The sequence below is a fragment of the Pseudonocardia ailaonensis genome, from assembly GCF_039531635.1.
Lineage (GTDB): Bacteria > Actinomycetota > Actinomycetes > Mycobacteriales > Pseudonocardiaceae > Pseudonocardia > Pseudonocardia ailaonensis.
The window spans coordinates 474,271-495,288 of record NZ_BAAAQK010000005.1; the positions used below are offsets into that span (position 1 = coordinate 474,271).

20 protein-coding genes are annotated in these 21,018 nt (G+C 73.2%); 11 read left to right on the forward strand and 9 right to left on the reverse strand.

All coding sequences use genetic code 11. The features are described from left to right. Window positions 1-146 precede the first annotated feature (146 nt). Complete coding sequence (locus tag ABD324_RS10965) at window positions 147-1,034, reverse strand: SDR family oxidoreductase (RefSeq protein ID WP_344415185.1); 888 nt, start codon at window positions 1,032-1,034, stop codon at window positions 147-149. 85 nt (window positions 1,035-1,119) lie between these two features. Here ABD324_RS10965 and ABD324_RS10970 point away from each other — a divergent pair, with 85 nt between their 5' ends. After that, a complete protein-coding gene (locus tag ABD324_RS10970; protein ID WP_344415187.1) occupies window positions 1,120-1,740 on the forward strand; it encodes a TetR/AcrR family transcriptional regulator in 621 nt (206 codons plus the stop codon). Here the strand turns inward: ABD324_RS10970 and ABD324_RS10975 are convergent. After that, a complete protein-coding gene (locus ABD324_RS10975; protein ID WP_344415189.1) occupies window positions 1,705-2,433 on the reverse strand; it encodes a hypothetical protein in 729 nt (242 codons plus the stop codon). The genes ABD324_RS10970 and ABD324_RS10975 overlap by 36 nt on opposite strands. Window positions 2,434-2,642: 209 nt before the next feature. On the opposite strand from ABD324_RS10975, the gene ABD324_RS10980 reads away from it, so the two are divergent. Then, window positions 2,643-3,206, forward strand: a complete 564-nt coding sequence (locus ABD324_RS10980) for a DUF4234 domain-containing protein (RefSeq protein ID WP_344415191.1) — start codon at window positions 2,643-2,645, stop codon at window positions 3,204-3,206. Between the two features lie 196 nt (window positions 3,207-3,402). On the opposite strand, the gene ABD324_RS10985 is transcribed toward ABD324_RS10980, so the two are convergent. The 6 genes from ABD324_RS10985 to ABD324_RS11010 form a co-directional block, all read right to left on the reverse strand. Next, a complete protein-coding gene (locus tag ABD324_RS10985; protein WP_344415193.1) occupies window positions 3,403-4,464 on the reverse strand; it encodes a 3-deoxy-7-phosphoheptulonate synthase in 1,062 nt (353 codons plus the stop codon). Window positions 4,465-4,617: 153 nt separating this feature from the next. After that, window positions 4,618-5,091 carry a TspO/MBR family protein gene (locus ABD324_RS10990; RefSeq protein WP_344415195.1) on the reverse strand — a complete coding sequence of 158 codons (474 nt, stop codon included), beginning with the start codon at window positions 5,089-5,091 and terminating at the stop codon, window positions 4,618-4,620. Between the two features lie 73 nt (window positions 5,092-5,164). Continuing rightward, window positions 5,165-5,455, reverse strand: a complete 291-nt coding sequence (locus tag ABD324_RS10995) for a 4a-hydroxytetrahydrobiopterin dehydratase (RefSeq protein ID WP_344415197.1) — start codon at window positions 5,453-5,455, stop codon at window positions 5,165-5,167. Between the two features lie 137 nt (window positions 5,456-5,592). After that, complete coding sequence (locus ABD324_RS11000; RefSeq protein ID WP_344415199.1) at window positions 5,593-6,423, reverse strand: ABC transporter permease; 831 nt, start codon at window positions 6,421-6,423, stop codon at window positions 5,593-5,595. A gap of 49 nt (window positions 6,424-6,472) precedes the next feature. Beyond that, the gene (locus ABD324_RS11005; protein ID WP_344415202.1) at window positions 6,473-7,447 is read right to left on the reverse strand and encodes an ABC transporter ATP-binding protein; all 975 of its coding nucleotides are present in this window, start codon (window positions 7,445-7,447) and stop codon (window positions 6,473-6,475) included. After that, window positions 7,444-8,481, reverse strand: coding sequence for a LolA family protein (locus tag ABD324_RS11010; protein WP_344415205.1), 1,038 nt, complete (start codon window positions 8,479-8,481; stop codon window positions 7,444-7,446). The genes ABD324_RS11005 and ABD324_RS11010 overlap by 4 nt, the downstream gene beginning before the upstream one ends. Window positions 8,482-8,556: 75 nt before the next feature. On the opposite strand from ABD324_RS11010, the gene ABD324_RS11015 reads away from it, so the two are divergent. From ABD324_RS11015 to ABD324_RS11030, 4 genes are all read left to right on the forward strand, one after another. Continuing rightward, entirely contained in the window at window positions 8,557-9,240 is a 684-nt protein-coding gene (locus ABD324_RS11015; RefSeq protein ID WP_344415207.1) for a response regulator transcription factor, read from the forward strand. Between the two features lie 83 nt (window positions 9,241-9,323). Next, on the forward strand, window positions 9,324-10,631 hold the full coding sequence (locus tag ABD324_RS11020; RefSeq protein ID WP_344415209.1) for a sensor histidine kinase: 1,308 nt from the start codon (window positions 9,324-9,326) through the stop codon (window positions 10,629-10,631). Between the two features lie 127 nt (window positions 10,632-10,758). Further along, on the forward strand, window positions 10,759-11,604 hold the full coding sequence (locus tag ABD324_RS11025; RefSeq protein WP_344415211.1) for an NUDIX domain-containing protein: 846 nt from the start codon (window positions 10,759-10,761) through the stop codon (window positions 11,602-11,604). Window positions 11,605-11,665: 61 nt separating this feature from the next. Further along, a complete protein-coding gene (locus ABD324_RS11030; RefSeq protein WP_344415213.1) occupies window positions 11,666-12,658 on the forward strand; it encodes a hypothetical protein in 993 nt (330 codons plus the stop codon). A 252-nt stretch (window positions 12,659-12,910) separates the two neighbouring features. Here ABD324_RS11030 and ABD324_RS11035 read toward each other — a convergent pair whose 3' ends face one another. After that, a complete protein-coding gene (locus ABD324_RS11035; protein ID WP_344416400.1) occupies window positions 12,911-13,051 on the reverse strand; it encodes a hypothetical protein in 141 nt (46 codons plus the stop codon). A 72-nt stretch (window positions 13,052-13,123) separates the two neighbouring features. Between ABD324_RS11035 and typA the strand changes: the two genes are divergently transcribed. The 5 genes from typA (at window position 13,124) to ABD324_RS11060 (ending at window position 21,010) form a co-directional block, all read left to right on the forward strand. Then, window positions 13,124-15,070: a translational GTPase TypA gene (typA, locus tag ABD324_RS11040; RefSeq protein ID WP_344415215.1), complete on the forward strand. Its 1,947-nt coding sequence runs from the start codon at window positions 13,124-13,126 to the stop codon at window positions 15,068-15,070. Window positions 15,071-15,164: 94 nt separating this feature from the next. Beyond that, window positions 15,165-17,000 carry an ABC transporter family substrate-binding protein gene (locus ABD324_RS11045; RefSeq protein WP_344415217.1) on the forward strand — a complete coding sequence of 612 codons (1,836 nt, stop codon included), beginning with the start codon at window positions 15,165-15,167 and terminating at the stop codon, window positions 16,998-17,000. 242 nt (window positions 17,001-17,242) lie between these two features. Beyond that, window positions 17,243-18,979: an ABC transporter family substrate-binding protein gene (locus ABD324_RS11050; RefSeq protein WP_344415220.1), complete on the forward strand. Its 1,737-nt coding sequence runs from the start codon at window positions 17,243-17,245 to the stop codon at window positions 18,977-18,979. A 137-nt stretch (window positions 18,980-19,116) separates the two neighbouring features. Next, window positions 19,117-20,097: an ABC transporter permease gene (locus ABD324_RS11055; protein ID WP_344415222.1), complete on the forward strand. Its 981-nt coding sequence runs from the start codon at window positions 19,117-19,119 to the stop codon at window positions 20,095-20,097. Next, the gene (locus ABD324_RS11060) at window positions 20,090-21,010 is read left to right on the forward strand and encodes an ABC transporter permease (RefSeq protein ID WP_344415225.1); all 921 of its coding nucleotides are present in this window, start codon (window positions 20,090-20,092) and stop codon (window positions 21,008-21,010) included. Before ABD324_RS11055 ends, ABD324_RS11060 begins: the two co-directional genes overlap by 8 nt. Window positions 21,011-21,018: the final 8 nt, after the last annotated feature.

The window sequence follows — 21,018 nt, forward strand, 5'->3', positions numbered from 1 at the left end:
GACGTGATAGAGTCAAATTGCAGAGGTACGAGTTCGCTCTCTGAAGGCACCCTTCAGGTTAACTTTTCTGCAGACTCGTTCGCAAATTTCCCCCGTGGTCTCTCGTGTCGACGAGCTGGTCCTGGCGGCAACGCCGCGGAGCGGGTTCAGGCGAAGTAGAAGCCCTCCTCGAGGTCGGCCAGCAGGCCCGGGTGGCTCGGCTTCCAGCCCAGCAGCTCCTGCGTCGCGGTGCTCGACGCCGGGACGTCCATCGCGGCGATCGCGCCGATGAACCCGGCGTCGGCGAGGGCCTCCTCGGGGGTCACGCTCCTCGTCGGCACGCCGACGCCGCGACCGATCGCCGCGGCGATCTCGCCCAGCGTCACCCCCTCCTCGCCGACGCCGTGCAGCCGGCTCCCGGCGGGCGCGGACTCGAGGGCGAGGCGGTAGAGCGGGGCGGCGTCCAGGCCGTGGACGGTCGACCAGCGCTGCGACCCGTCGCCGACATACCCGGCGTAGCCCTTCTCCCGGGCGACCGCGACGAGCCGCGGGACGAAGCCGTGCGCGTCCGCCGGGCCGTGCACGGACGGGGCGAGCCGGACGACCGAGCTCCGCACCCCGCGTCCGGCCAGGTCGAGGGTGAGCTGCTCGGACGCCGTCCGCGGGGACTGCGGGCTGCCGGGGTCCTCCTCGGTGGCCGCGCGGCCGAACGCGAGCCCGGCCGTCCCCGACGTCACGACGAGGGGGCGGTCCGATCCCGCCAGGGCGCCGCCGAGGACCTCGATCGCGCGGAGGTCCTTGCCGGCGGCGGCCGCCATGTCGGTGAACGAGTGGTCGAAGGCCAGGTGGATCACGCCGTCGGCCGCCTCGGCCGCGGGCCGCAGGCTGTCCGGCTCGTCGAGGTCGCCGCGGAACACCTCGACGTTTCGTGCGGCGAGCGCCGCCGCGGAGGAGTCGGACCGCGCGAGCCCGACGACCTGGTGGCCGGCGGCCTGCAGTTCCGCGGTGACGAGCGATCCGATGTGGCCGCTCGCGCCGGTGATGAAGACGCGCATGGGGTGCTCCCTCAGGATTGATGTCAGCTTCTGACATCGACTGTAGCGCGTCATGTCAGTCCCTGCCATCGGCTATCGTCGAGGGGTGAGCCGATGGGCACCCGATGCGCGAGGACGGCTGCAGGCCGCCGCCATGGAGCTCTTCCGCGAGCGCGGCTACGACGAGACGACCGTCGCCGGCATCGCCGAACGCGCCGGGCTGACGGAGCGGACCTTCTTCCGGCACTTCGCCGACAAGCGCGAGGTGCTGTTCTCCGGGCAGGAACAGCTGCAGGCGGCGTTCCTCGATGCGGTCGAGGCCGCCGACCTGGGGGTCGAGCCGCTCGCCGTCGCGGTCGGTGCGCTGGAGGCCGCGGGCCCGTTCTTCGCGGACCGGCTGGAGTTCGCCCGGCTCCGTCAGGGTGTGATCGATGCCCACCCGGCGCTGCAGGAGCGCGAGCTGATCAAGATGGCCTCGCTCGCCGCCGCGCTGGCCGCCGCGCTGCGGGGGCGAGGGGCCGGCGAGCCCGCGGCGAGCCTGGCCGCGGAGCACGCCATCTCCGTCTTCCGGGTGGCCTTCGCCCGCTGGCTGGAGGCGCCGGGGCCGTCCGACCTGGTCGACCAGGTCCGCGCGGCGCAGGCGGAGATCGTCGCCATGCTCCGGGACTGGTCCGCCGAGGCGGAGGAGGCGTCAGCTCTCGGCGGTGAGGGTCGTGGTCGTCGGTAGCGCCAGGATTGCGCGTGCCGCCGCCTGACGGTCCACATCGGAGTAGTAGGTCGCCGCCACCACCTGCTTGAGGCGCTCCCGGTCGGTCGGTTGCCAGCGCGTCCACAGCGCCGCGATCAGGCGCAGCGCGTGGTACTGCTCGTTGGCGGACAGCGGTTCCGCCACCGCGGAGGAGAGCAGCTGCGGATCGGCCGCGGCGGGATCGCCCTTCATCAGCCCGATGCTCAGCGTGCGCAGCACCGGCGAGCCGTTGAGGAACAGGCGGCGCACCTCGGCGGTCGGGATCGTCCCGCGCAGGCCGACCACCCGGGCCCGCTCGACGAGAGAATCCTGGAGATGCAGCCGGGCCGGGGTGAACGCGGAGTCGCGCAGCTCGGAGTTGACGAGCGTGTAGGCCTCGGCGAACTCGGACAGCCCGCTGTCGTCGAACTCGCTCGCGGCCCTCGGCGCGCCCGCGTTCGTGGCGTCCTGCGTGAGCTTGAGGGTCACCCCGCTGCTGCCGACGCTCAGCTCGGACAGCGACGGCCCGAGCGCGGCCACGAGCAGCAGCGCGGTCCCGACCACGAGGACCACGACGATCGCGGCGTTGCTGCCCAACACGAACGTCGCCGTGATGCCGGTGGCGAGGGTGAGCAGGCCGAGGACACCGCACACGATCTGGCCGACGTTCGGTCGCTTCGGTGAGCCGGTCACGTCGCGAAGCGTGGCGGGAGCGGGTGCGGCTGTCCAGTGCCCAGGCGTCCAGTGCCCAGGCTCGCCGCACCCGCTCCGTCCAAGCCGGACGGTCGATCGGGCACGGGCGCCGGCCCGGTGTCACCCGGACGGGGGCTAACGGGCGCCCCGCACGCTCCGACCTCCGGGTGGGTTCCGGAAGCGCCGGATCCCAGACCCGGAGGACGCCCGTGTCCACGCCCCCGCAGTCCGGCCCGCAGCCGGGTGGTCCTCAGCAGTACGGCGATGCCCAGCACTACGGCGATGCCCAGCAGCTCCCGGGCCTGCCCTACCCGCAGCAGCAGTACGCGGCGCCCTTCCAGGCCGGTGTGCCCGCCCCCGTCCCCGCGTTCGCGCCCACGGGCCTGGCGATGAAGCGCCGCAACCCGCTCGCCGCCTGGATCGGGCTGCCGCTGATCACGCTCGGGATCTACCACTTCGTCTGGTACTACAAGATCCACCGGGAGATGTCGGAGTTCGACCGCCGCCGCGAGATCCCGGTCGCGGGCCCCGTGCTCGTGCTGCTCCTGCTGTTCTGGACGGTCGTCGCGCCACTGGTGTCCTACTTCAACACCGGCAACCGGATCGCGGACGCGCAGCGCTCCGCCGGACAGCAGCCGACCTGCAACCCGTGGATCGGGCTGGTGCTCTGCTTCTTCTTCGGCCTGCAGACCCTCTACTACCAGGTCGAGCTCAACAAGGTGATCGACGCGTACGGGGTCCCGGCCGGCAGCACCGTCGCCCTGGCGGGGTAGCTCAACGCTCCGCGGCCTTCTTGATCTCCTCCAGGGTGTGGGCGAGGCCGGCGCGATGCCGTCGCCGTCCGCCCGCTCGGTGTGCAGGGTGACCGTGATCTCGGATCCGCCGGTGCCGTCCGGGGCGGAGCTCACCGAGAGCTGAGGCTCGACCCCGGGGCTGCCGGGCCGCGCGGCGGCAGCCCCGGGACCGTCCTCAGCGGCGCGCGCGGACCGCAGCTGCGAGCTCGTCGAGCAGTTCGGTGGTGGTGTCCCAGGACAGGCACTTGTCGGTGACCGACTTCCCGTAGACCCGCTCGCCGTCGACGGGCTGGCTGCCCTCGACCAGGAAGCTCTCCATCATCAGGCCCGTGACGCCGGTGTCCCCGCCGGCGATCCGCGCCCCGATCTCCCGGACGACCTGCGCCTGGCGGACGTGGTCCTTGTCCGAGTTGCCGTGGCTGGCGTCGACGACCACGCGCCCGGGCAGACCGGCCTTCGCGAGCCGGGCCCTGGCGTCGTCCACATCAGATGCCGAGTAATTCGGTCCGGGCGTGCCGCCGCGCAGGATCACGTGTGCGTCGGGGTTGCCGGTGGTGCGGACGAGCGCGGCGAGACCGTCCGCGTTGATCCCCATGAAGACGTGCGGGGCGCCGGAGGCGCGGATGCCGTCGACCGCCACCTGGACGTCCCCGTCCGTGCCGTTCTTGATCCCGACCGGCATGGACAGGGCGCTGACCAGCTGCCGGTGCACCTGCGAGGCCGCGGTGCGCGCGCCGATGGAGCCCCAGGTCACGGTGTCGGCGATGAACTGCGGGGTGATCGGGTCGAGGAACTCGCAGCCCACGGGCAGGCCGAGGGCGTTGATGTCGAGCAGCAGCCGGCGCGCGGTGCGCAGGCCGCGGTTGACGTCGAAGCTGCCGTCGAGCCCCGGGTCGTTGATGAGGCCCTTCCAGCCGACCGTCGAGCGCGGCTTCTCGAAGTACGCCCGCATCACGACACACAGGTCCCCGGAGAGCCGCTCCGCCTGGGCCGCAAGACGATTCGCGTAGTCGAGCGCCGCCTCCGGGTCGTGGATCGAGCAGGGGCCGACGACGACCAGTAGCCGGTCGTCGCGGCCGTCGAGGATGTCGACGACGGCGGCCCGGCCACGGGTGACGACATCGGCGGTGCGGTCGTCGACGGGCAGTTCGTCGCGCAGCAGCGCGGGTGAGATCAGCGGACTGATCCGCGCGGTGCGGTGCTGATCGAGGGTCTGGCGGGTGTCCAGCGGGGACATGGGGTGGGTCCTTTCACGGACCGACCCGATGGAGCCGGCCCAGGGGGTTCCGGCTCAGAGGGGATGGTGTGGTCAGCGCAGCGGTACGCCGCGTGCCGACCCATCCCGGGCCGGCTCGCTAAACCAGTATCGGCGCGCCACGACGCCACCGTATCAGGCGGCGATCGCGAAATTCAGGGCCGCAGCGAAGGTCACCCAGCCCAGATAGGGCGCGAGCAGCCACGCGGCGGGGCGGCTGTGCCGGGCGAACAGCACGATCGTCGCCACGATCGACAGCCACAGCAGGACGATCTCGGCGAACGCGGCCCACTGCAGCCCGGCCCCGAAGAACAGCGGGGTCCACAGCATGTTGAGCACGAGTTGCACGGCGTAGACGACGTGCGCGGGCCTCGTGAACCCGCCGGCGGCGCGCCAGACGAGCCAGCCCGAGATCGCGATCAGCGTGTAGAGGACCGTCCACGCCGGACCGAAGAGCCACGAGGGTGGGGCCCAGGAGGGGCGGTCGAAGGTCGCGTACTGGGACGCGGCGTTCGCCGAGGCGAGCCCGCCGACCACCGCGACGATCACCACGGCCACGACGAAGCAGAGCAGGACGGGGACGGGACGGCGCGTGAGTGGAACGGTCATACCGGACAGTCTCGATGGTCGAGAGGAATTCCGCGCGTCGAAAGCCTCACCCTCCACGCGCAGATGGGGGCGGTCAGGCGGCGGAGATGCGGGAGTTGATCTCGCGTGCGAGGTCGATGTCCTTCTGCGTGAGGCCACCCTCGGAGTGGGTGGACAGGCGGAAGGTCAGGGTGCGCCAGCGGATGTCGATGTCCGGATGGTGATCGCGCTCCTCGGCGTCCTCACCCACCCGGGAGACCACCGCGATCGCCGCAGGGAAGCTCGGGAGCTCGGCGGTGCGCACGATGGAGTCCCCGTCGCGTTCCCAACCGACCAGGTCGGCCAGGGCTTTCGTGACGGCGTCCGCGCTCAGGAGTTCGGCCATCCGCCCATCGTGGCCCTTCCCGGCCTCGACCGCATCAGCCCACGCGTCGCCCACCGACTGCACGTCGCTGCACGTCGCTCACGCGTCGGTCCGCTTCTGCGCGCCGCTCACACGTCGGTCGGCCGGATGCGCGCCGCTCACGCGTCGCGGCGTTGCATGCGCCAGACGGTGAGGCCCACGCCGATCGCGGCGTAGCAGAGGGCCCGCAGGGTGGAGGAACCCATGGCGGAGAGGTCGATCGGGTCCCGCAGGGCGTCCGTAGCGGCCGACCACCCGGACGTCAGCAACCAGGGCCCCAGCCAGTCGAGCGCGGGGATCGCGCCCAGCACGCCGAAGGCGATCAGGCCGCCGAGCACGCAGGCCAGCACCACCAGCGGATGCTCGGTCAGCGACGACACCGCCAGCGCCACCGCGCCGACCGCCGCGAGCTGCCCGACCACCCAGATCCCGACGAGAGCGACCCGGGCCAGGCCCGCGCCGAGGCTCAGCGAGGTGCCGGACAGGGTGACCATCTGCCCGTCGGCATCCCCGACGACGACCATGCCGGCCAGCACTCCGATCACCGCGATGACCAGCACCGCGGCGCACGCCACGACCAGCACGCCGAACGCCTTGACCCCCACCAGCCGCAGCCGCGAGACCGGCGCGAGCAGCAGCCCGCGCAGGGTGCCGTGGGAGGCCTCGCCGGCCAACGCGTCCGCCGCCGCCATCGCGACGGCGAGCGGGAGCAGCAACGTCAGGGCCACGGTCAGGGCGGCGATGGGCAGGACCAGGCCGTTGCCCGCGATCGTCCCGATCAGGCCGGGGCCGTTACGGTCCGCCACGACGACGCCGACCGCGATCAGGATCGGGATGAGGGCGAAGAGCCCCAACGTGATCAGGGTGCGGGGGCGGCGGAACACCCAGCGCACCTCGGCGGCCAGCAGCCGGCCGAGCGGTGCGGCGGTGCGCTGTTCGAGCACGGTCATGAGCGAGCGGCCCTCTGGCTCAGTAGGTGTGAACGAACGCGCCGTTCGCTCATCGGGACCCCTCGGCGCGGATGCTCGGGGCTTCGCCCTCGGTGAGCTGCGCGAAGAGCTCCTCCAGGCGGGGGCGGCGGCGCCTCGCCTCGTGGACCGGCACGCCGGCCCGGACGAGCAGCGCGATGATCTCGGGCGCCTCCGGGCCACCGGTGACGACCACCCCGGGCTCCGGGCCCGGGTCGCGAACGGCGGTGGCGCCCGCGCGGCGCAGGGCGGCCAGGGCGGGTTCGACGTCCGGCGTGGTGATCACCAGGCCCGCCGCGCCGGCGTCGAGCAGCCCGCCGAGCTCACCGGCGGTGACCAGCGACCCGGACTGCAGGACGGCGACGTGGGTGCAGGTCGCCTCGACCTCGGCCAGCAGGTGCGAGGAGACGATCACGGTGGAACCGGCGGCGTGCAGCTCGCCGATGATCGTCCGGACGTCCCGGGTGCCGGCCGGGTCCAGGCCGTTCGTCGGCTCGTCGAGGACCACCAGCCGGCGCGGCACCAGCAGCGCCGCCGCCAGCCCGAGCCGCTGCTTCATGCCGAGCGAGTAGCCGCGGAAGCGGCGGTCCGCGGCGTGCGCGAGGCCCACCCGCTCCAGCGCGTCTCCCACCGCGGACGGGATGGCCGCCGACGCCAGCAGGGGCTCGGCCGCGGCCGCCCGCCGCAGGTTCTCCCGCCCGGACAGGAAGGGATGGAATCCCGGACCCTCGACCAGGGCTCCGACGTGCGGCAGGACCGGATCCGGCACGGGCGAGCCGAGCAGCTCGGTGGTCCCCGCGGTCGGGCGGGTGAGGCCGAGGAGCATCCGGATCAGGGTGGTCTTGCCCGAGCCGTTCGGCCCGAGCATGCCCAGCACCGCGCCCGTCGGTACCTCGAGGTCGATGCCGTCGACCGCGACCGTCCGGCCGAAGACCTTGCGCAGGCCGGCGGCGCGGGCGGCGGGGGCGGTCACGGCGACAGCCTCCCGCACGCCGGTGGTGGTCACTTGGCCAGGGCCTCCGTGAGCACCTGCTGCGGGACGGCGCCCACGGCGACCCGGCCGTCGTCGGTGACGATGGCGGCGGCGACCGCGGTGGTGATCAGCCGGCCGCTGCCCCAGCTGCCGCTCACGGGCGTGCCGAGCTGGGCGAGGTTCGGGGTGCCCTCGGGGCGCGCCCGGCCCTGTGCGGCGTCCGGCGCCGCCTGCCCGGCGGGCATCCGGGCGACGATCACGGTGTCCCAGCCGTCGCCGACCACGGTGGGCGCGGCGCCCTCGGGCTTCGCGGCGCCGGTCTGCGGGCGACCGGCGCCGTCCTTCACCGTGGTGCCGGGCGGCGGGGTGAAGGCGAACAGCGAGGCGTCCTGCGGGCCGTAGGAGATCGCGGAGAAGCCCAGCTCGAAGGCCGGATCGGTGGAGCCGTTGGCCAGCACCGTGAGCCGCAGCGGGATCCGCTTCTCGGCGTCGACGGCGATCCGGACCTCGCGCAGCAGCGTGCGCTCGGTCGGCTTCGGGGTGAGCACCAGCTCGTAGGCGGGGCGGCCCGCGACCTCGGCGGTCCCGTCGACCCGGACGTCGCTGGTCTGCCGGAGCTGGGTGATCGCCTCGGCCGCGCTCCTGGTGGGGTCGGTCATGTCGGCGTCCGGGTGGGCGCCGGCGGCGGACTTCACGGCCGTGCGGTCCGCGGAGTCGTACGCCCACGACGTGGTGCCGTCGGAGACCAGGGTCTTCTCGCCCTGCGCGCTGGGCAGCGACACCCGGCCCTTGCCGTCCCCACCGGACCAGACGCGTGCGGTGCTCGTGCCGTTGGCGAGCTGCGGCACGTCCGGGATCGCCGGGAGGCCGAGCTGGTTGTCCAGCTCCACGGTGCCGTTGAAGGGCCCCGGCTTCGCCTGCTGGACCGACGTCACCAGGTCCTCCGGGGACACCGGAGGCAGCTCGGGCGCCGCCCCGGCCCCCGCGGGCACGGCCAACAGGCCCAACCCGACGACTCCGGCGACCGCGACCCCGGTCCCGATCCGTGCCCACCACGACTGCGACATGGGACATAGCGTGACGTATCGCGGCTGAGAAACGTCTGAGCCGGGTGACGGGTGCCGCGAGTAGGTTCGGCGTCGATGGCCAGGGTGTTGGTGGTGGACGACGAACCCGGGGTGCGCACCGCGCTCACCCGCGGGCTCACAGCCGAGGGCATGGAGATCGTCGCGGTCGGGGACGGCGACTCCGCCCTGCGCGCGGCGCTGACCGGCGGGTTCGACGCCGTGGTGCTCGACATCATCATCCCCGGCCTGTCCGGCTACCGCGTGCTGGAACGGATGCGCGCCGCGGGCGTGGACACGCCGGTGCTGCTGGTCTCGGCCAAGGACGGCGAGGTCGACCAGGCGGACGGGCTGGACCTCGGGGCCGACGGGTACCTCGTCAAGCCGTTCTCGTTCGTGGTGCTGGTCGCCCAGCTGCGCGCGATGCTGCGCCGCCGGGACGCCGCGCTGGGTCGCTCGGGGCAGCGGGTGCGGCTCGGCGGGCTCGTCGTCGATCCGCCGTCCCGCTCGGTGACCTGGGAGGACACCCCGGTCGAGCTGTCGCCGCGGGAGTTCGAGCTGCTGTACGCGCTCGCCCGCCGGCCGGACACCGCGGTGGCCAAGGACGAGCTGCTGCGCCTGGTGTGGGGCGACGAGCAGGCCGCGAGCCGCAACGTCGTCGAGGTCTACGTGGGGTACCTGCGGCGCAAGCTCGACGCCGTCGGCGCGGGGCACGTGCTGCGGACGGTCCGCGGGCACGGCTATCTCGTCGGGTCCGGGTGACGGGCGAGCCCCCCGGTTCGGCCCGGCCCTCCGGTTCGGCCCGACCCTCGGGTCCGGCCCGGCCGGTGGGGTCGGCCGGGCGGATGGCGGTCTGGTGGCGCGGGCGGACGCTGCGGCTGCGGATCACGCTGGTGGTCGGGGGTGTGGCGCTGGTGGCGCTGCTCGCGCTGAGCCGGCTGGGCGGTGCGCTGCTCTACAACACCCTGCTCGGCGCGGCGGACAACGAGCTGCACACGCAGGCCGGGATCGTCGTCACGCGGCTACGGGACGGGGTTCCGCCGGACGACCGGGGGATCTCACCCTCGGTCCGGGTCACCGACACCGCCGGCACCCCGGTCGACGGTCGCGGTCCGCTGCCGATGGGCTCCGGCGACGTGCGGAACCTCGCCGCCGGCAAGGCCGAGAACGTCTACCGGGACGGCTCGGCGACGCGCTGGGTCGCCGATCCGGTGGTGCTCCCGGACGGGACGACGCGGCTGGTCATGGCCTCGGGAGACCTGGTCGGTGGCTCGACGCTGCTGGCCCGGGCCGCCGTCGGGTTCCTCCTGGCGGCCCTGGTCGTGGCGGTGGTGGTGGCGCTGGCCGCGTGGATCGCGACGCGGGCGGCCCTGCGGCCCGTCGACCGCATGCGCTCGGCCGCCGCCGCCCTCCCGCCCGGCCGCCGACTGCCCGTCCCGGGCGCGCACGACGAGCTGCGGGCACTGGCCGAGGAGCTGAACTCGCTGCTCGCCCGGCGCGACGACGCCGTCTCCCGCCTCGAGCGGTTCACCGGCGACGCGGCGCACGAGCTGCGCTCGCCGGTCGCGGCGATCCGGGCGCAGGCCGAGGTGGCCGTCGCGCACCCGGATCCCGCCCTGGCCGACGAGACGCTGCGCGACATCGCGGGCGAGGCCCAGCGGCTGTCCGGGCTGCTCTCCGACCTGCTCGCGCTCGCCCGCGCGGACGCCGGGCAGCGGGCCGAGGCCGAGCCGGTGGACCTGGTGGCGGCGGCGAAGGCGGCGATCGGCCGGTGTACCGACGGCCCGGTGCCCGAGCTGCTCGCCCCGGGGAACGCGCTGGTGGCGGCGACCCCCGGAGAGGTCGCGCTGGTGCTCGACAACCTGCTGGGCAACGCCTCCCGCTACGCCCCGACCCGGGTGCGGATCGAGGTGCTGCCGGCCGGCCGGGTGACCCGCCTGGTCGTGTCCGACGACGGCCCGGGCATCCCCGCCGCGGACCGGGTGCGGGTGTTCGACCGCTTCACGCGGCTCTCCCAGGAAGCGGGTGGCGGCCACGCGGGCCTCGGCCTGGCGCTGGTCCAGGCCCTGGTCCGCGGTCGGGGCGGAGAGGTCACGGCGGGCGCCTCGGCCTGGGGCGGCGCCCGCCTCGAAGCCCGCTGGCCCGCCCCCTGACCCTCGCCGCCCCGCGAGTCGGCGCCCTCGCCGGGCCCGAAACGCACATCTGCGACATGCGGGCAGCCGGCACCGGCAAGGCGGGTGCGGGCGCGCCGGGGGATCGGGGGGCTGACAGGATTCCCGGGTGCCGGTGCAGAGTCTCTCCACCGTGATCGCGGCGCCCCGACGGCTCGTCGCGGGCGTGGTGCGCGACGGCGACGCGGCGACCGAGTCGCTGGCCCGGGCCCGGCACCGGTACACAGCGAGCGTCCGGCTGCTGGTCCCCGGCGACGAGGTGGTCCTCGAGGCCCGGCTGATGCCCGGGGTGCGCCTGACCTACCGCTCGCGGATCCGCAGCGTGTCCGAGGACGGGATGGTGTCCGAGCTGGCGAGCGGCCTCGCCTCCGCTCTCGTGCACACCACGACCCTGACCGACCACCCCGACGGCACCGTGATGCGGGACGAGATCCGCTGGCGTTCGCCGCTCGGGCCGCTCGGGCGGGTGGCCGACCTCCTCCGGGTCCGCACGCTGATGCGCGACATGCTCGCCGCCCGCGCCGTCGTCTACCGGGAGCGGGCGGAGATCCTCGCCGCGGCGCCGGTGGTCGTCGGCGCCGGGGTGGTCCGGGACGGTCTGGTCCTCGCGGCGCAGCGCGCCCGGCCACCGGCCCTCGCCGGGCGCTGGGAGCTGCCCGGCGGCCGCGTCGAACGCGGTGAGGCGGAGCCGGAGGCGCTGGCCCGGGAGCTGCGCGAGGAGCTCGGGGCCGAGATCGAGGTGGGGGCGCGGTTCGGGACCGACCTCCCCCTCACCGCCGCGGACGGCAACGCACTCGTCCTGCGGATGTACGCCGCCTGCCTGCTGCCGGGCTCGTCCGAGCCGAAAGCGTTGGAGCACAAGGCGATCCGCTGGCTGGGCCCGGGCGACGTCCCGACCGTCGGCTGGGTCGACGCGGACCGGGCCGTGGTCCCGGACCTCCTCACCCTGCTCTGAGCGACGTACGCACGACGGGTGCGACGGAACCGGGGGAGCGCGGGATCCGTCGAAGGGGAGCATGGAGATCCTCTCGACCCGGTCCCTCGCGACGCTGCTGCGGCGGCAGGCCGGCGTGCTCACCCGGGAGCAGGCCCGGGGCGCCGGGCTGACCGGGGAGGCGATCGACCGCCGGCTCGCCGCGCGGCACTGGGTCCCGCTGCACCCCCGCGTCTACCGCGACAGCGGGCACCGGCTCACCGACGAGGTCCGGATCCGGGCCGCGGTCCTCTGGGCGGGGGAGGGCGCGGTGCTGTCCGGCCTGGCCGCGGCCTGGTGGCACGGGCTCGCGCCGGCGCCGGCGGGCGAGGTCGTGGTGATCGTGCCGCGGCGGCGGGGTCCGCGGTCGCGGGCCGGCGTCACGGTGCGCCGCCGGGATCTCGACCCGGTGGACCGAGGTGTGCTCAGGGCCGTCCCGGTCACGGCCGCGCCGCTGACCGTGCTGGAGGCCGCGGTCGAGCTGGGCGCGGCCGGTCCGGGGTTCCTGGACCGCGCGCTGCGGACCCGGGTCGGGTTCGCCGAGGTGGCGGCGGCGCTCGCCCGCAACCGGGGCGCGGCCGGGGCGGCGAGCGCGGCGATCCTGCTCGACGGCGCCGCGGTCCGGTCCGAGGCGGTCACCCTGGACCTGCTGGTCCGGGCCGTCCGCGACGCGCGGGTGATCGGCTGGCGGGTGCACCATCCGGCGCTCGGGATGGTGCTGCCGCTGGCCTTCCCGCGCTCGCGGGTGGCGGTGCAGGTGGAGGGGTGGGCGCGGCCGGTCGATCCCGCGCGGATCCGCCGGGAGCTCTGGCAGGAGCACGTGCTGCGCCGGGCGGGCTGGACGATCGCGCGGGTCGGCCGGCACGAGCTGGTGGCGGACCGGGCCGGGACGATCAGGGCGCTGGTGGGCACGGTCGCCGCTGCGGGGCGGCACGGGGTCGCGGCGGCGCGATCGGGGGACGCGGCCGGGCGAGCGGGGGACGCGGCGCGGGCCGCCACGGCGCCCCGCGCCCGACCGGCGGGCGCAGCCGGCTGAGCCCGGATGCCGGCTCGCACGGGTCGGGCCCGACAGGTCGTCGCCGATGTGTGTCTCGGCCTACCCGAAGTGCCGACTCGCGGGTTCGGCGGTGTCGGGCGGCCCGGATCACCGTGTGAGCTTGGTCATTTCGGGCGATCGGGCGCCTCGCCGGGTCCGGCCGGCTCCCCGGGGGGTGCGGCAGGGGGTTCGGCGGGAGCGGCGCGGGTTCGTCCACATCGGAGGGTCGGACCCTCCGGCAGGGCCTCTACCTCAGTAGACGCGGGCGATCTTGACGGCGCGGGTGTACTGCTTCGACGACATTCCGTCCTTGTCGATCTTCGACAGACGCAGCGCCACGACCGGGCAGCTCTTGCACCGTTTGGGCTTCGAGCGGCAGCACTTCTTCTTCACCTTGGCCATCGTGAGGCGAGCCTATGCTGACCTCCCGGCAAGGTCCATACTCCGCACGAGATACCGTGAATTGTGAGCACAGCCGGATCCACACTCGCCGACGCCCCGCAGACCGCCGACCGCGGCCTGCCGGACGGCACGCGCGAGCTGCGCAACGTCGCGATCGTCGCGCACGTCGACCACGGAAAGACGACCCTGGTCGACGCCATGCTGCGCGCCTCGGGCGCCTTCGGCGAGCGGGCCGAGCCCGTCGACCGCGTGATGGACTCCGGCGACCTCGAACGCGAGAAGGGCATCACCATTCTCGCGAAGAACACCACGGTGAACTGGCAGGGCGTGACGATCAACGTGATCGACACCCCCGGCCACGCCGACTTCGGTGGCGAGGTGGAACGCGGGCTGTCGATGGTCGACGGCGTCGTGCTGCTGGTCGACGCATCCGAGGGCCCGCTCCCGCAGACCCGCTTCGTCCTGCGCAAGACCCTCTCCGCCGGCCTGCCCGTGATGCTCGTCGTCAACAAGACGGACCGGGCGGACGCGCGGATCGAGGAGGTCGTCGACGAGTCGCTCGAGCTGCTGCTCGAGCTGGCCGACGAGCTGGGCCTCGACGAGGACCAGACCGCCCACCTGCTGGACCTCCCGGTCGTCTACGCCTCCGGCCGCGCGGGCCGCGCCAGCCGCAACCGCCCCGGGGACGGCGAGCTGCCGGACTCCGAGGACCTCCAGCCCCTGTTCGACGTGCTGTTCGACGTCGTCCCCGCGCCCACGGACGACCCGAGCGCGCCGCTGCAGGCGCACGTCACCAACCTCGACGCGTCGACCTTCCTCGGCCGCATCGCGCTCTGCCGGGTCCGCGCGGGCGTCATCCGCCGCGGCCAGCAGGTCGGCTGGTGCAAGGAGGACGGCACCGTCTCCCGCGTCAAGATCACCGAGCTGCTGCGCACCGAGGGCCTGACCCGGGTGCAGGCGGACGAGGCGGTCGCCGGTGACATCGTCGCCGTCGCGGGCATCTCGGAGGTCATGATCGGCGACACGCTCGCGGACCCGGAGAACCCGGTCCCGCTCGAGCGCATCCACGTCGACGAGCCGGCCATCTCGATGACCATCGGCATCAACACGAGCCCGCTGGTGGGGCGGGACCCGCACCCGGGCGCGAAGCTCACCGCCCGCCAGGTGAAGAGCCGGCTGGACTCGGAGCTCGTCGGCAACGTGTCGCTGCGCGTGCTGCCCACCGAGCGCCCGGACACCTGGGAGGTCCAGGGCCGCGGCGAGCTCGCCCTGGCGATCCTCGTCGAGACCATGCGCCGCGAGGGCTTCGAGCTGACCGTCGGCAAGCCCGAGGTCGTCACCCGCGTGGTCGACGGCAAGGTGCACGAGCCCTTCGAGCAGCTGAGCATCGACGTCCCCACCGACTCGCTCGGGCCCGTCACCCAGCTCCTGGCCGCCCGCAAGGGCGAGATGAGCCAGATGGTCCACGGCGACACCCGCGTCCGGCTGGACTTCCGGGTGCCCTCGCGCGGCCTGATCGGCTTCCGCACCGAGTTCCTGACGATCACCCGCGGCGCGGGCATCGCCAGCCACGTGTTCGACGGCTACGGCCCCTGGGTCGGGGAGATCACGAACCGCCTGCGCGGCTCGCTGATCGCGGACCGCTCGGGCCCGGTGACGGGCTACGCGGTCGACGCGCTCGCCGACCGCGGCGTGCTGTTCGTCGGCCCCGGCACCCAGGTCTACAACGGCATGGTGATCGGCGAGTACACCCGCAACGAGGACCTCGAGGTCAACATCGTGCGGGAGAAGAAGCTCACCAACATGCGCAAGTCGACCGGGGACGAGCTGATCAAGCTCACCCCGCCGACGATCCTCACCCTCGAGCAGAGCCTCGAGTTCTGCGCGAACGACGAGTGCGTCGAGGTCACGCCGCAGAACGTCCGGATCCGCAAGGTGGAGCTGGACAGCCACGCGCGTGGCCGCGCCCGGGCGCGCGCCAAGGCGGCGAACGCCGGGGCCGGGCAGTAGCCCACCGGAGCGGAGGAACCCCGAACGCCCGCGTGACGCCCGCGATGCGACGATGGCCGCGCGGGCGCACCCGGGCTCCCGCCGGGGAGGGGTCGTGATCGGCGCAACGGGGCGGGCCCTGCTGGCGCTGCTCTGCGCCGCGCTCGTGACCCTGGTGGCCGCGTGCTCGAACTCCCCGGTCACCCGGCCCGACCCGCAGCCGCCCGCGCCGCCGCCCGTCGCCAAGGCGACGGAGGTCGTCGTCGGGGTGGACGATCTCGGTGCGGGCTTCAACCCGCACCTCATCGCGGACCGGTCCCCGGTCACCACGGCGCTGTCCACGCTGGTCCTGCCCTCGGTGTTCCGCCCGGACGCCGACGGGAACCTCCAGCTGGACCGCACGATCGCGACCAGCGCCGAGGTCGTCTCCACGGCGCCGTTCACGGTGACCTACGAGCTGAACGTGCAGGCCTCGTGGGCGTCGAACTCGCCGATCGCGGCAGAGGACTTCGTCTACCTCTGGCAGCAGATGCGCAGCCAGCCGGGCACGATCGACTCCGAGGGCTACCGGCACGTCACGGACGTGCGGTCGCGGGCCGGCGGCAAGGCCGTCGACGTGGTGTTCGACGAGGCCTACCCGCAGTGGCAGCACCTGTTCTCGGGGCTGCTGCCCGCCCAGATCCTCAAGGACGCCCCCGGCTCGTGGACCGGGGCGCTGCAGGGCGGGCTGCCGACCTCCGGCGGCCCGTTCCGGGTGGTCACGGTCGACCGGGCGCGCGGCGAGGTCATCCTCGCCCGCAACGACCTCTACTGGGCCACCCCCGCCACCCTCGACCAGATCGTGCTGCGCCGGCTGGGCCCACAGACCCTCGCCGAGGGCCTGCGGGTGGGGGACGTCGACGTCGCCCTGCCGACCGCGACCCCGCAGCTCACCCAGGCCCTCGCCGCGCTGGCGCCGAGCCTGCACCTGCAGGCCGCGCCCCAGCCGACGGTCACCGACCTGGCCCTGCGCTCGGACTTCGGGCCGCTCGCGGACGTCCGCGTGCGGCACGCCGTCGGGGCGCTGCTCGACCGGGAGAAGCTGCGCGCGGCCGTCGCCCCGGACGCCCTGGCCGCGGACGCGTTCGGGCTCGCCCCGTCGCAGCCCGGCTACGCCTCGACCGCCCCGGCCGCCGCCCCCGCCCGCCCCGATCCGGTCGCGGCCGCCCAGCTGCTCGTCGAGGCCGGCTACACGCGCCAGGGCAACGGGGCCTGGACGCTCGGGGGGTCCCCGCTGCGGCTGGTGATCGCCGCCGGCGCGGAACGGCCGGCGGACGTCGAGGTCGCGAAGGCGGTCGCGGCACAGCTGCAGGCCGCGGGCATCGCCACCCAGGTGGTCGCGCCGCCCGCCGCGGACCTCTTCACCCAGCGCACCGTGGCGGCCACCCCGCCGCCCACGACCGCGCCGCCCGCCACGAGCGCGACCCCCACGACGGCGGCGGCCCCGGTGACCAGCGGGGGTCCCGCGACCACCACGACGACACCGACCACGACCCCGCCGCCCAGCGCGAGCGCGTCCGCGAGCCCGGCCCCGAGCTCGGCCGTGCGGGCGGACCTGATCGTGGAGCCGCGAGCCGTGGGCGGACCGCTCGGGCCCCAGCTCGCGTCGGACTACGGGTGCCCCGACCCGACGCCCGCCCTGCCCGACCCGCCGGCGCTGCCGAGCGGCTTCTGCTCCGCCGCCCTGCAGCCCGTTCTCGAGTCCCTGGCTTCCGCCGCCACCCCGAACGCCGACCAGCTGGCCACCGTCGAGCGGGTGCTCTGGGCGCAGCTGCCGGTCCTCCCGCTCTTCCAGCCGGTGTCGCAGCTGATGAGCACCGGACCCGGGAACACCGCCACCGGTTTCGGCCCGGGACCGCTCGCGACCGGACCGCTCACCGGTGCGCAACGCTGGAACGCTCCGGTCAGCTGAGGCTTACCTCGGTTCGGGCCAAGTTACTCCAGGGTAATCACGAGGTGTCGCGATGTCCACTTCACGTCACCCTTTGGTCACGATCGGCGACTCGATTGGCGTCGATCCTGTGAGCTTCCTAAGTTGCCCAAGGATCGGGGCGGCCGTCCGGCACATGGGCGCGACCGTTCTGGCCCCGGGTCGGACGGCCCGAGGAAAGGCCCGACCGGGGCCCGGACGTGCGAGAGATCGAGGACATTCGGATGAGGAAAACGAGGGCGGCCGCGGCCGCTGCGATCGCCGCGGCGGCGGCGCTCGTCCTGGCGGCCTGCGGTGGCGGCGGTGGCACCGGCGGTAGCTCGGGCGGGGTCTACGGCGACTGCGCCAGCAGTCCCAACACCTGCAACAACGCCTCGGCGGGTCAGCTGCAGCAGGGTGGGCAGATCACGCTCGCGTCCGAGAAGAACATCGACAACTGGAACGTGATCTCGTCCGAGGGCAACACGGACTGGACCGGTATGTCGACGAAGCCGTTGCTGCCGTACGTGTACTACACGTCGCCGGACCTGAAGAACACGCTCAACACGGACGTCTTCGCGTCGGCCGACCTGACGAACCCGACCACGGTCACGTACAAGATCAAGCCCGAGGCGACCTGGGACGACGGCACCCCGGTCGGCGCGGACGACTTCGTGATGAGCTGGAAGTGGCAGAACGGCAAGGACTGCCCGGACTGCGAGACCGCCGGCAACGGCGGCTACGACCAGGTCACCGCGGTGACCGGCTCGGACAACGGCAAGACCGTCACGGTCACGCTGGCGAAGCCGTACACCGACTGGCAGAGCCTGTTCAACTCCGCCGCCCCGCTCTACCCCGCGCACATCGGGGCCAAGCAGGGTGACCTGAACACCCCGGCCGGACTGGCCGCCGCGTTCGACTACTTCGGCAAGACCGTGCCGAACTACTCCGCGGGCCCGTTCAAGGTCGACAACTGGCAGAACAACGTCGCGCTGACGCTCGTCCCGAACCCGAAGTGGTACGGCGCGACCAAGACCAAGCTCGACCGGCTCGTCATCCGCGTCATCACCGACGCGACGCAGGAGCCGCTGGCCCTGCAGAACAACGAGGTCCAGGCGCTGTTCCCGCAGCCGCAGGTCGACATCGTCAACCAGCTCAACAACATCCCGAACGTGTCGAGCTACCAGGCGGCCGGGCTGTCGTGGGAGCACTACGACTTCAACCTGAAGAACGCGGCGCTGGCCCAGAAGCCCCTGCGTCAGGCCCTGTTCACGGCGGTGAACACGAACGACATCATCGCCAAGACCGTCGGGCAGTTCAACAAGGACATCAAGCCGCTGCAGAACAAGATGTTCGTCCCGCAGCAGGACGGCTACCAGGACAACCTGTCCGCGACCGGCCAGGGCACGGGTGACATCGACAAGGCCAAGAAGATCCTGACCGACGCCGGCTACACCGGGGTCGGGACGGCGCTCGTCGACCCGCAGGGTCAGGCCGTGCCCGCGCTGCGCATCCGCTACACGGTGGGCAACGCGGTGCGGCAGACCGAGTGCGAGCTCTTCCAGGGCTACGCCAAGCAGCTCGGCGTGAACGTCACGGTCACGCCGACCGACAGCCTCGGCACCACCCTGAGCAGCGGTGACTACGACGTCATCGTGTTCGGCTGGATCATGTCGCCGGCGCCGTTCGGCGGAGCGCAGCAGCTCTGGCTGTCCACGTCGGGCTCGAACTACGGCAAGTACGTCAACCCGCAGGTCGACACCCTGATCAACGAGGCGGCCTCGTCCACGGACGTCAAGGCGGCCACGGCCCAGCTCAACCAGGCCGACAAGATCATGGCCGACGACGCCTACGTGCTGCCGCTGTACCAGAAGCCGACCCTGGCCGCGGTGCAGAACAGCATCGCGAACGTCCGCAACAACGCGTCGCTCGACGGGATCACGTACAACTCGTCGCAGTGGGGCATCCGCAACGGTTCGTGATCTTCCGCCCGTGAGCGGGCCCGGCGCCACCGTGCCCGGGCCCGCTCGCGGGGCTACTCTCCTCCCACCGGCGGCCGGCTCCGCCACAAGCGGAGCGGGGCGCCTCTCCCACCACGAGTCGGAAGAAGCACACCCGCATGCTCGCCTTCGCCGTGCGCAGGATCGTGTACTCCGTACCGGTCCTGATCGTCGCGTCGTTCATCATCTTCTGGTTGGGCTCGGCGTCGGCCGACCCCCTCGCGCCGCTGCGGGAGAAGAACCCGCCGGCGCCCCAGAACGTCATCGACGCCGAGACGGTCCGCCTGCACCTCGACCAGTCGCTCATCCCGCGGTACTTCTCGTGGCTCGGCGGCATCTTCACCGGGAACTTCGGCCCGTCGGTCGTGTCGACCGCCAGCATCGGCCACGACCTCGGTGACCGGTTCCTCGTCACGATCCGGCTCATCGCCGTCGCGATGGTCATCGCGCTGGTCCTGGCCGTGCTGCTCGGCGTCCTGACCGCCGTGCGGCAGTACTCGAAGTTCGACTACGCCGCGACGTTCGTCGGGTTCCTGTTCCTCGCGATGCCGGCGTTCTGGTTCGCGATCCTGCTCAAGCAGGCCGGCGTCAGCTTCAACCTGGCGGTCGGTTCGCAGGCGATCTCCACGATCGGGCAGGCCTCGGTGCCACCGCCCCAGGGCACCGGCGCCTACATCCTGGACATCATCGGGCACATGATCCTGCCGACGATCTCGCTGGCACTGATCTCCTACGCCGCCTGGAGCCGCTTCACCCGGGCCTCGATGCTCGAGGTGATGAACTCGGACTACGTGCGGCTGGCCCGGGCCAAGGGCCTCTCGCGCAGCCAGGTCATGGTCAAGCACGCGCTGCGCACGGCGCTCATCCCGCTGACCACCGTGACGGCGCTCGACATCGCCTCCATCATCGGTGGCGCCGTCGTCACCGAGAACGTCTTCCAGTGGAAGGGCATGGGCGACTACCTGGTCCAGTCGATCCGCATGAACGACGTGTACGCGACGGCGTCGTGGCTGCTGCTCGCGGCGACCGTGGTGATCGTCTTCAACCTGATCGCCGACCTGCTCTACGGCGTCCTCGACCCCAGGATCCGCTATGCCTGAGATCACCACCCAGACCCGCGATCCCCAGGTCACCACGGGGACGGACCGCGAGTTCACCGTCGGCGAGCGCAGCCAGGCCCAGCTCGTGTTCCGGCGGTTCCTGCAGCACCGGGCGGCCGTGATCAGCCTCGGCGTGCTGATCGCGCTGGTCCTGCTGGCCTACGTCGGCGGCGCGCTCTGGAAGTACGACCCGGGGCAGTACACGCCGGACAACTCCGTCCCGCCCTCGTGGGACCACCCGTTCGGCACGGACTCGGCCGGGCGCGACCAGTTCGCGCAGGTGCTGCGCGGCACCCGGATCTCGCTGCAGGTCTCGGTGTCCGTCGCGATCCTGGCGACGGCCGTGGGCACGCTGTGGGGCTCCATCGCCGGGTACTTCGGCGGCTGGGTCGACACGGTCATGATGCGCATCTCGGACCTGGTGCTGACGCTGCCGCTGATCGCCGTCGCGGCCATGCTGGCGCACAACTTCGGCGGTACCTGGTACCTGATCGCGCTGGTCATTGCGGCGCTGTACTGGGCATATGTGTCCCGGGTCGCGCGCGGCGTGGTGCTGTCGTTGCGGGAGAAGGAGTTCGTGGAGGCCGCCAAGGCGCTCGGCGCGAGCGACTCCCGGATCATCCTGCGGCACCTGGTGCCCAACGCCCTGGGCTCGATCCTCGTCAACCTCACCATCCTGGTGGCGCTGGCGATCCTCATCGAGACCTCGCTGTCCTACCTGGGCTTCGGCGTGACCTCGCCGGACACCTCGCTCGGCCTGCTGGTCAGCGAGGCGCAGACAGCGCTCACCACCCGGCCGTGGCTGTTCTACTTCCCCGGCCTGTTCATCATCATCATCGCGCTCACGATCAACTTCATCGGCGACGGCCTGCGTGACGCGTTCGACCCCCAGCAGACCAAGGTGCGCCAGTGACCTCCCCG

What these genes read in the sequence shown, in the direction of transcription:
- ABD324_RS10965 (WP_344415185.1), bottom strand. Translation starts at nt 1,034, where the DNA reads ATGCGCGTCTTCATCACCGGCGCGAGCGGCCACATCGGATCGCTCGTC.
- ABD324_RS10985 (WP_344415193.1), bottom strand. Translation starts at nt 4,464, where the DNA reads ATGTCCCCGCTGGACACCCGCCAGACCCTCGATCAGCACCGCACCGCG.
- ABD324_RS10990 (WP_344415195.1), bottom strand. Translation starts at nt 5,091, where the DNA reads ATGACCGTTCCACTCACGCGCCGTCCCGTCCCCGTCCTGCTCTGCTTC.
- ABD324_RS10995 (WP_344415197.1), bottom strand. Translation starts at nt 5,455, where the DNA reads ATGGCCGAACTCCTGAGCGCGGACGCCGTCACGAAAGCCCTGGCCGAC.
- ABD324_RS11000 (WP_344415199.1), bottom strand. Translation starts at nt 6,423, where the DNA reads ATGACCGTGCTCGAACAGCGCACCGCCGCACCGCTCGGCCGGCTGCTG.
- ABD324_RS11010 (WP_344415205.1), bottom strand. Translation starts at nt 8,481, where the DNA reads ATGTCGCAGTCGTGGTGGGCACGGATCGGGACCGGGGTCGCGGTCGCC.
- ABD324_RS11015 (WP_344415207.1), top strand. Translation starts at nt 8,557, where the DNA reads ATGGCCAGGGTGTTGGTGGTGGACGACGAACCCGGGGTGCGCACCGCG.
- ABD324_RS11020 (WP_344415209.1), top strand. Translation starts at nt 9,324, where the DNA reads ATGGCGGTCTGGTGGCGCGGGCGGACGCTGCGGCTGCGGATCACGCTG.
- ABD324_RS11030 (WP_344415213.1), top strand. Translation starts at nt 11,666, where the DNA reads ATGGAGATCCTCTCGACCCGGTCCCTCGCGACGCTGCTGCGGCGGCAG.
- ABD324_RS11050 (WP_344415220.1), top strand. Translation starts at nt 17,243, where the DNA reads ATGAGGAAAACGAGGGCGGCCGCGGCCGCTGCGATCGCCGCGGCGGCG.
- ABD324_RS11055 (WP_344415222.1), top strand. Translation starts at nt 19,117, where the DNA reads ATGCTCGCCTTCGCCGTGCGCAGGATCGTGTACTCCGTACCGGTCCTG.
- ABD324_RS11060 (WP_344415225.1), top strand. Translation starts at nt 20,090, where the DNA reads ATGCCTGAGATCACCACCCAGACCCGCGATCCCCAGGTCACCACGGGG.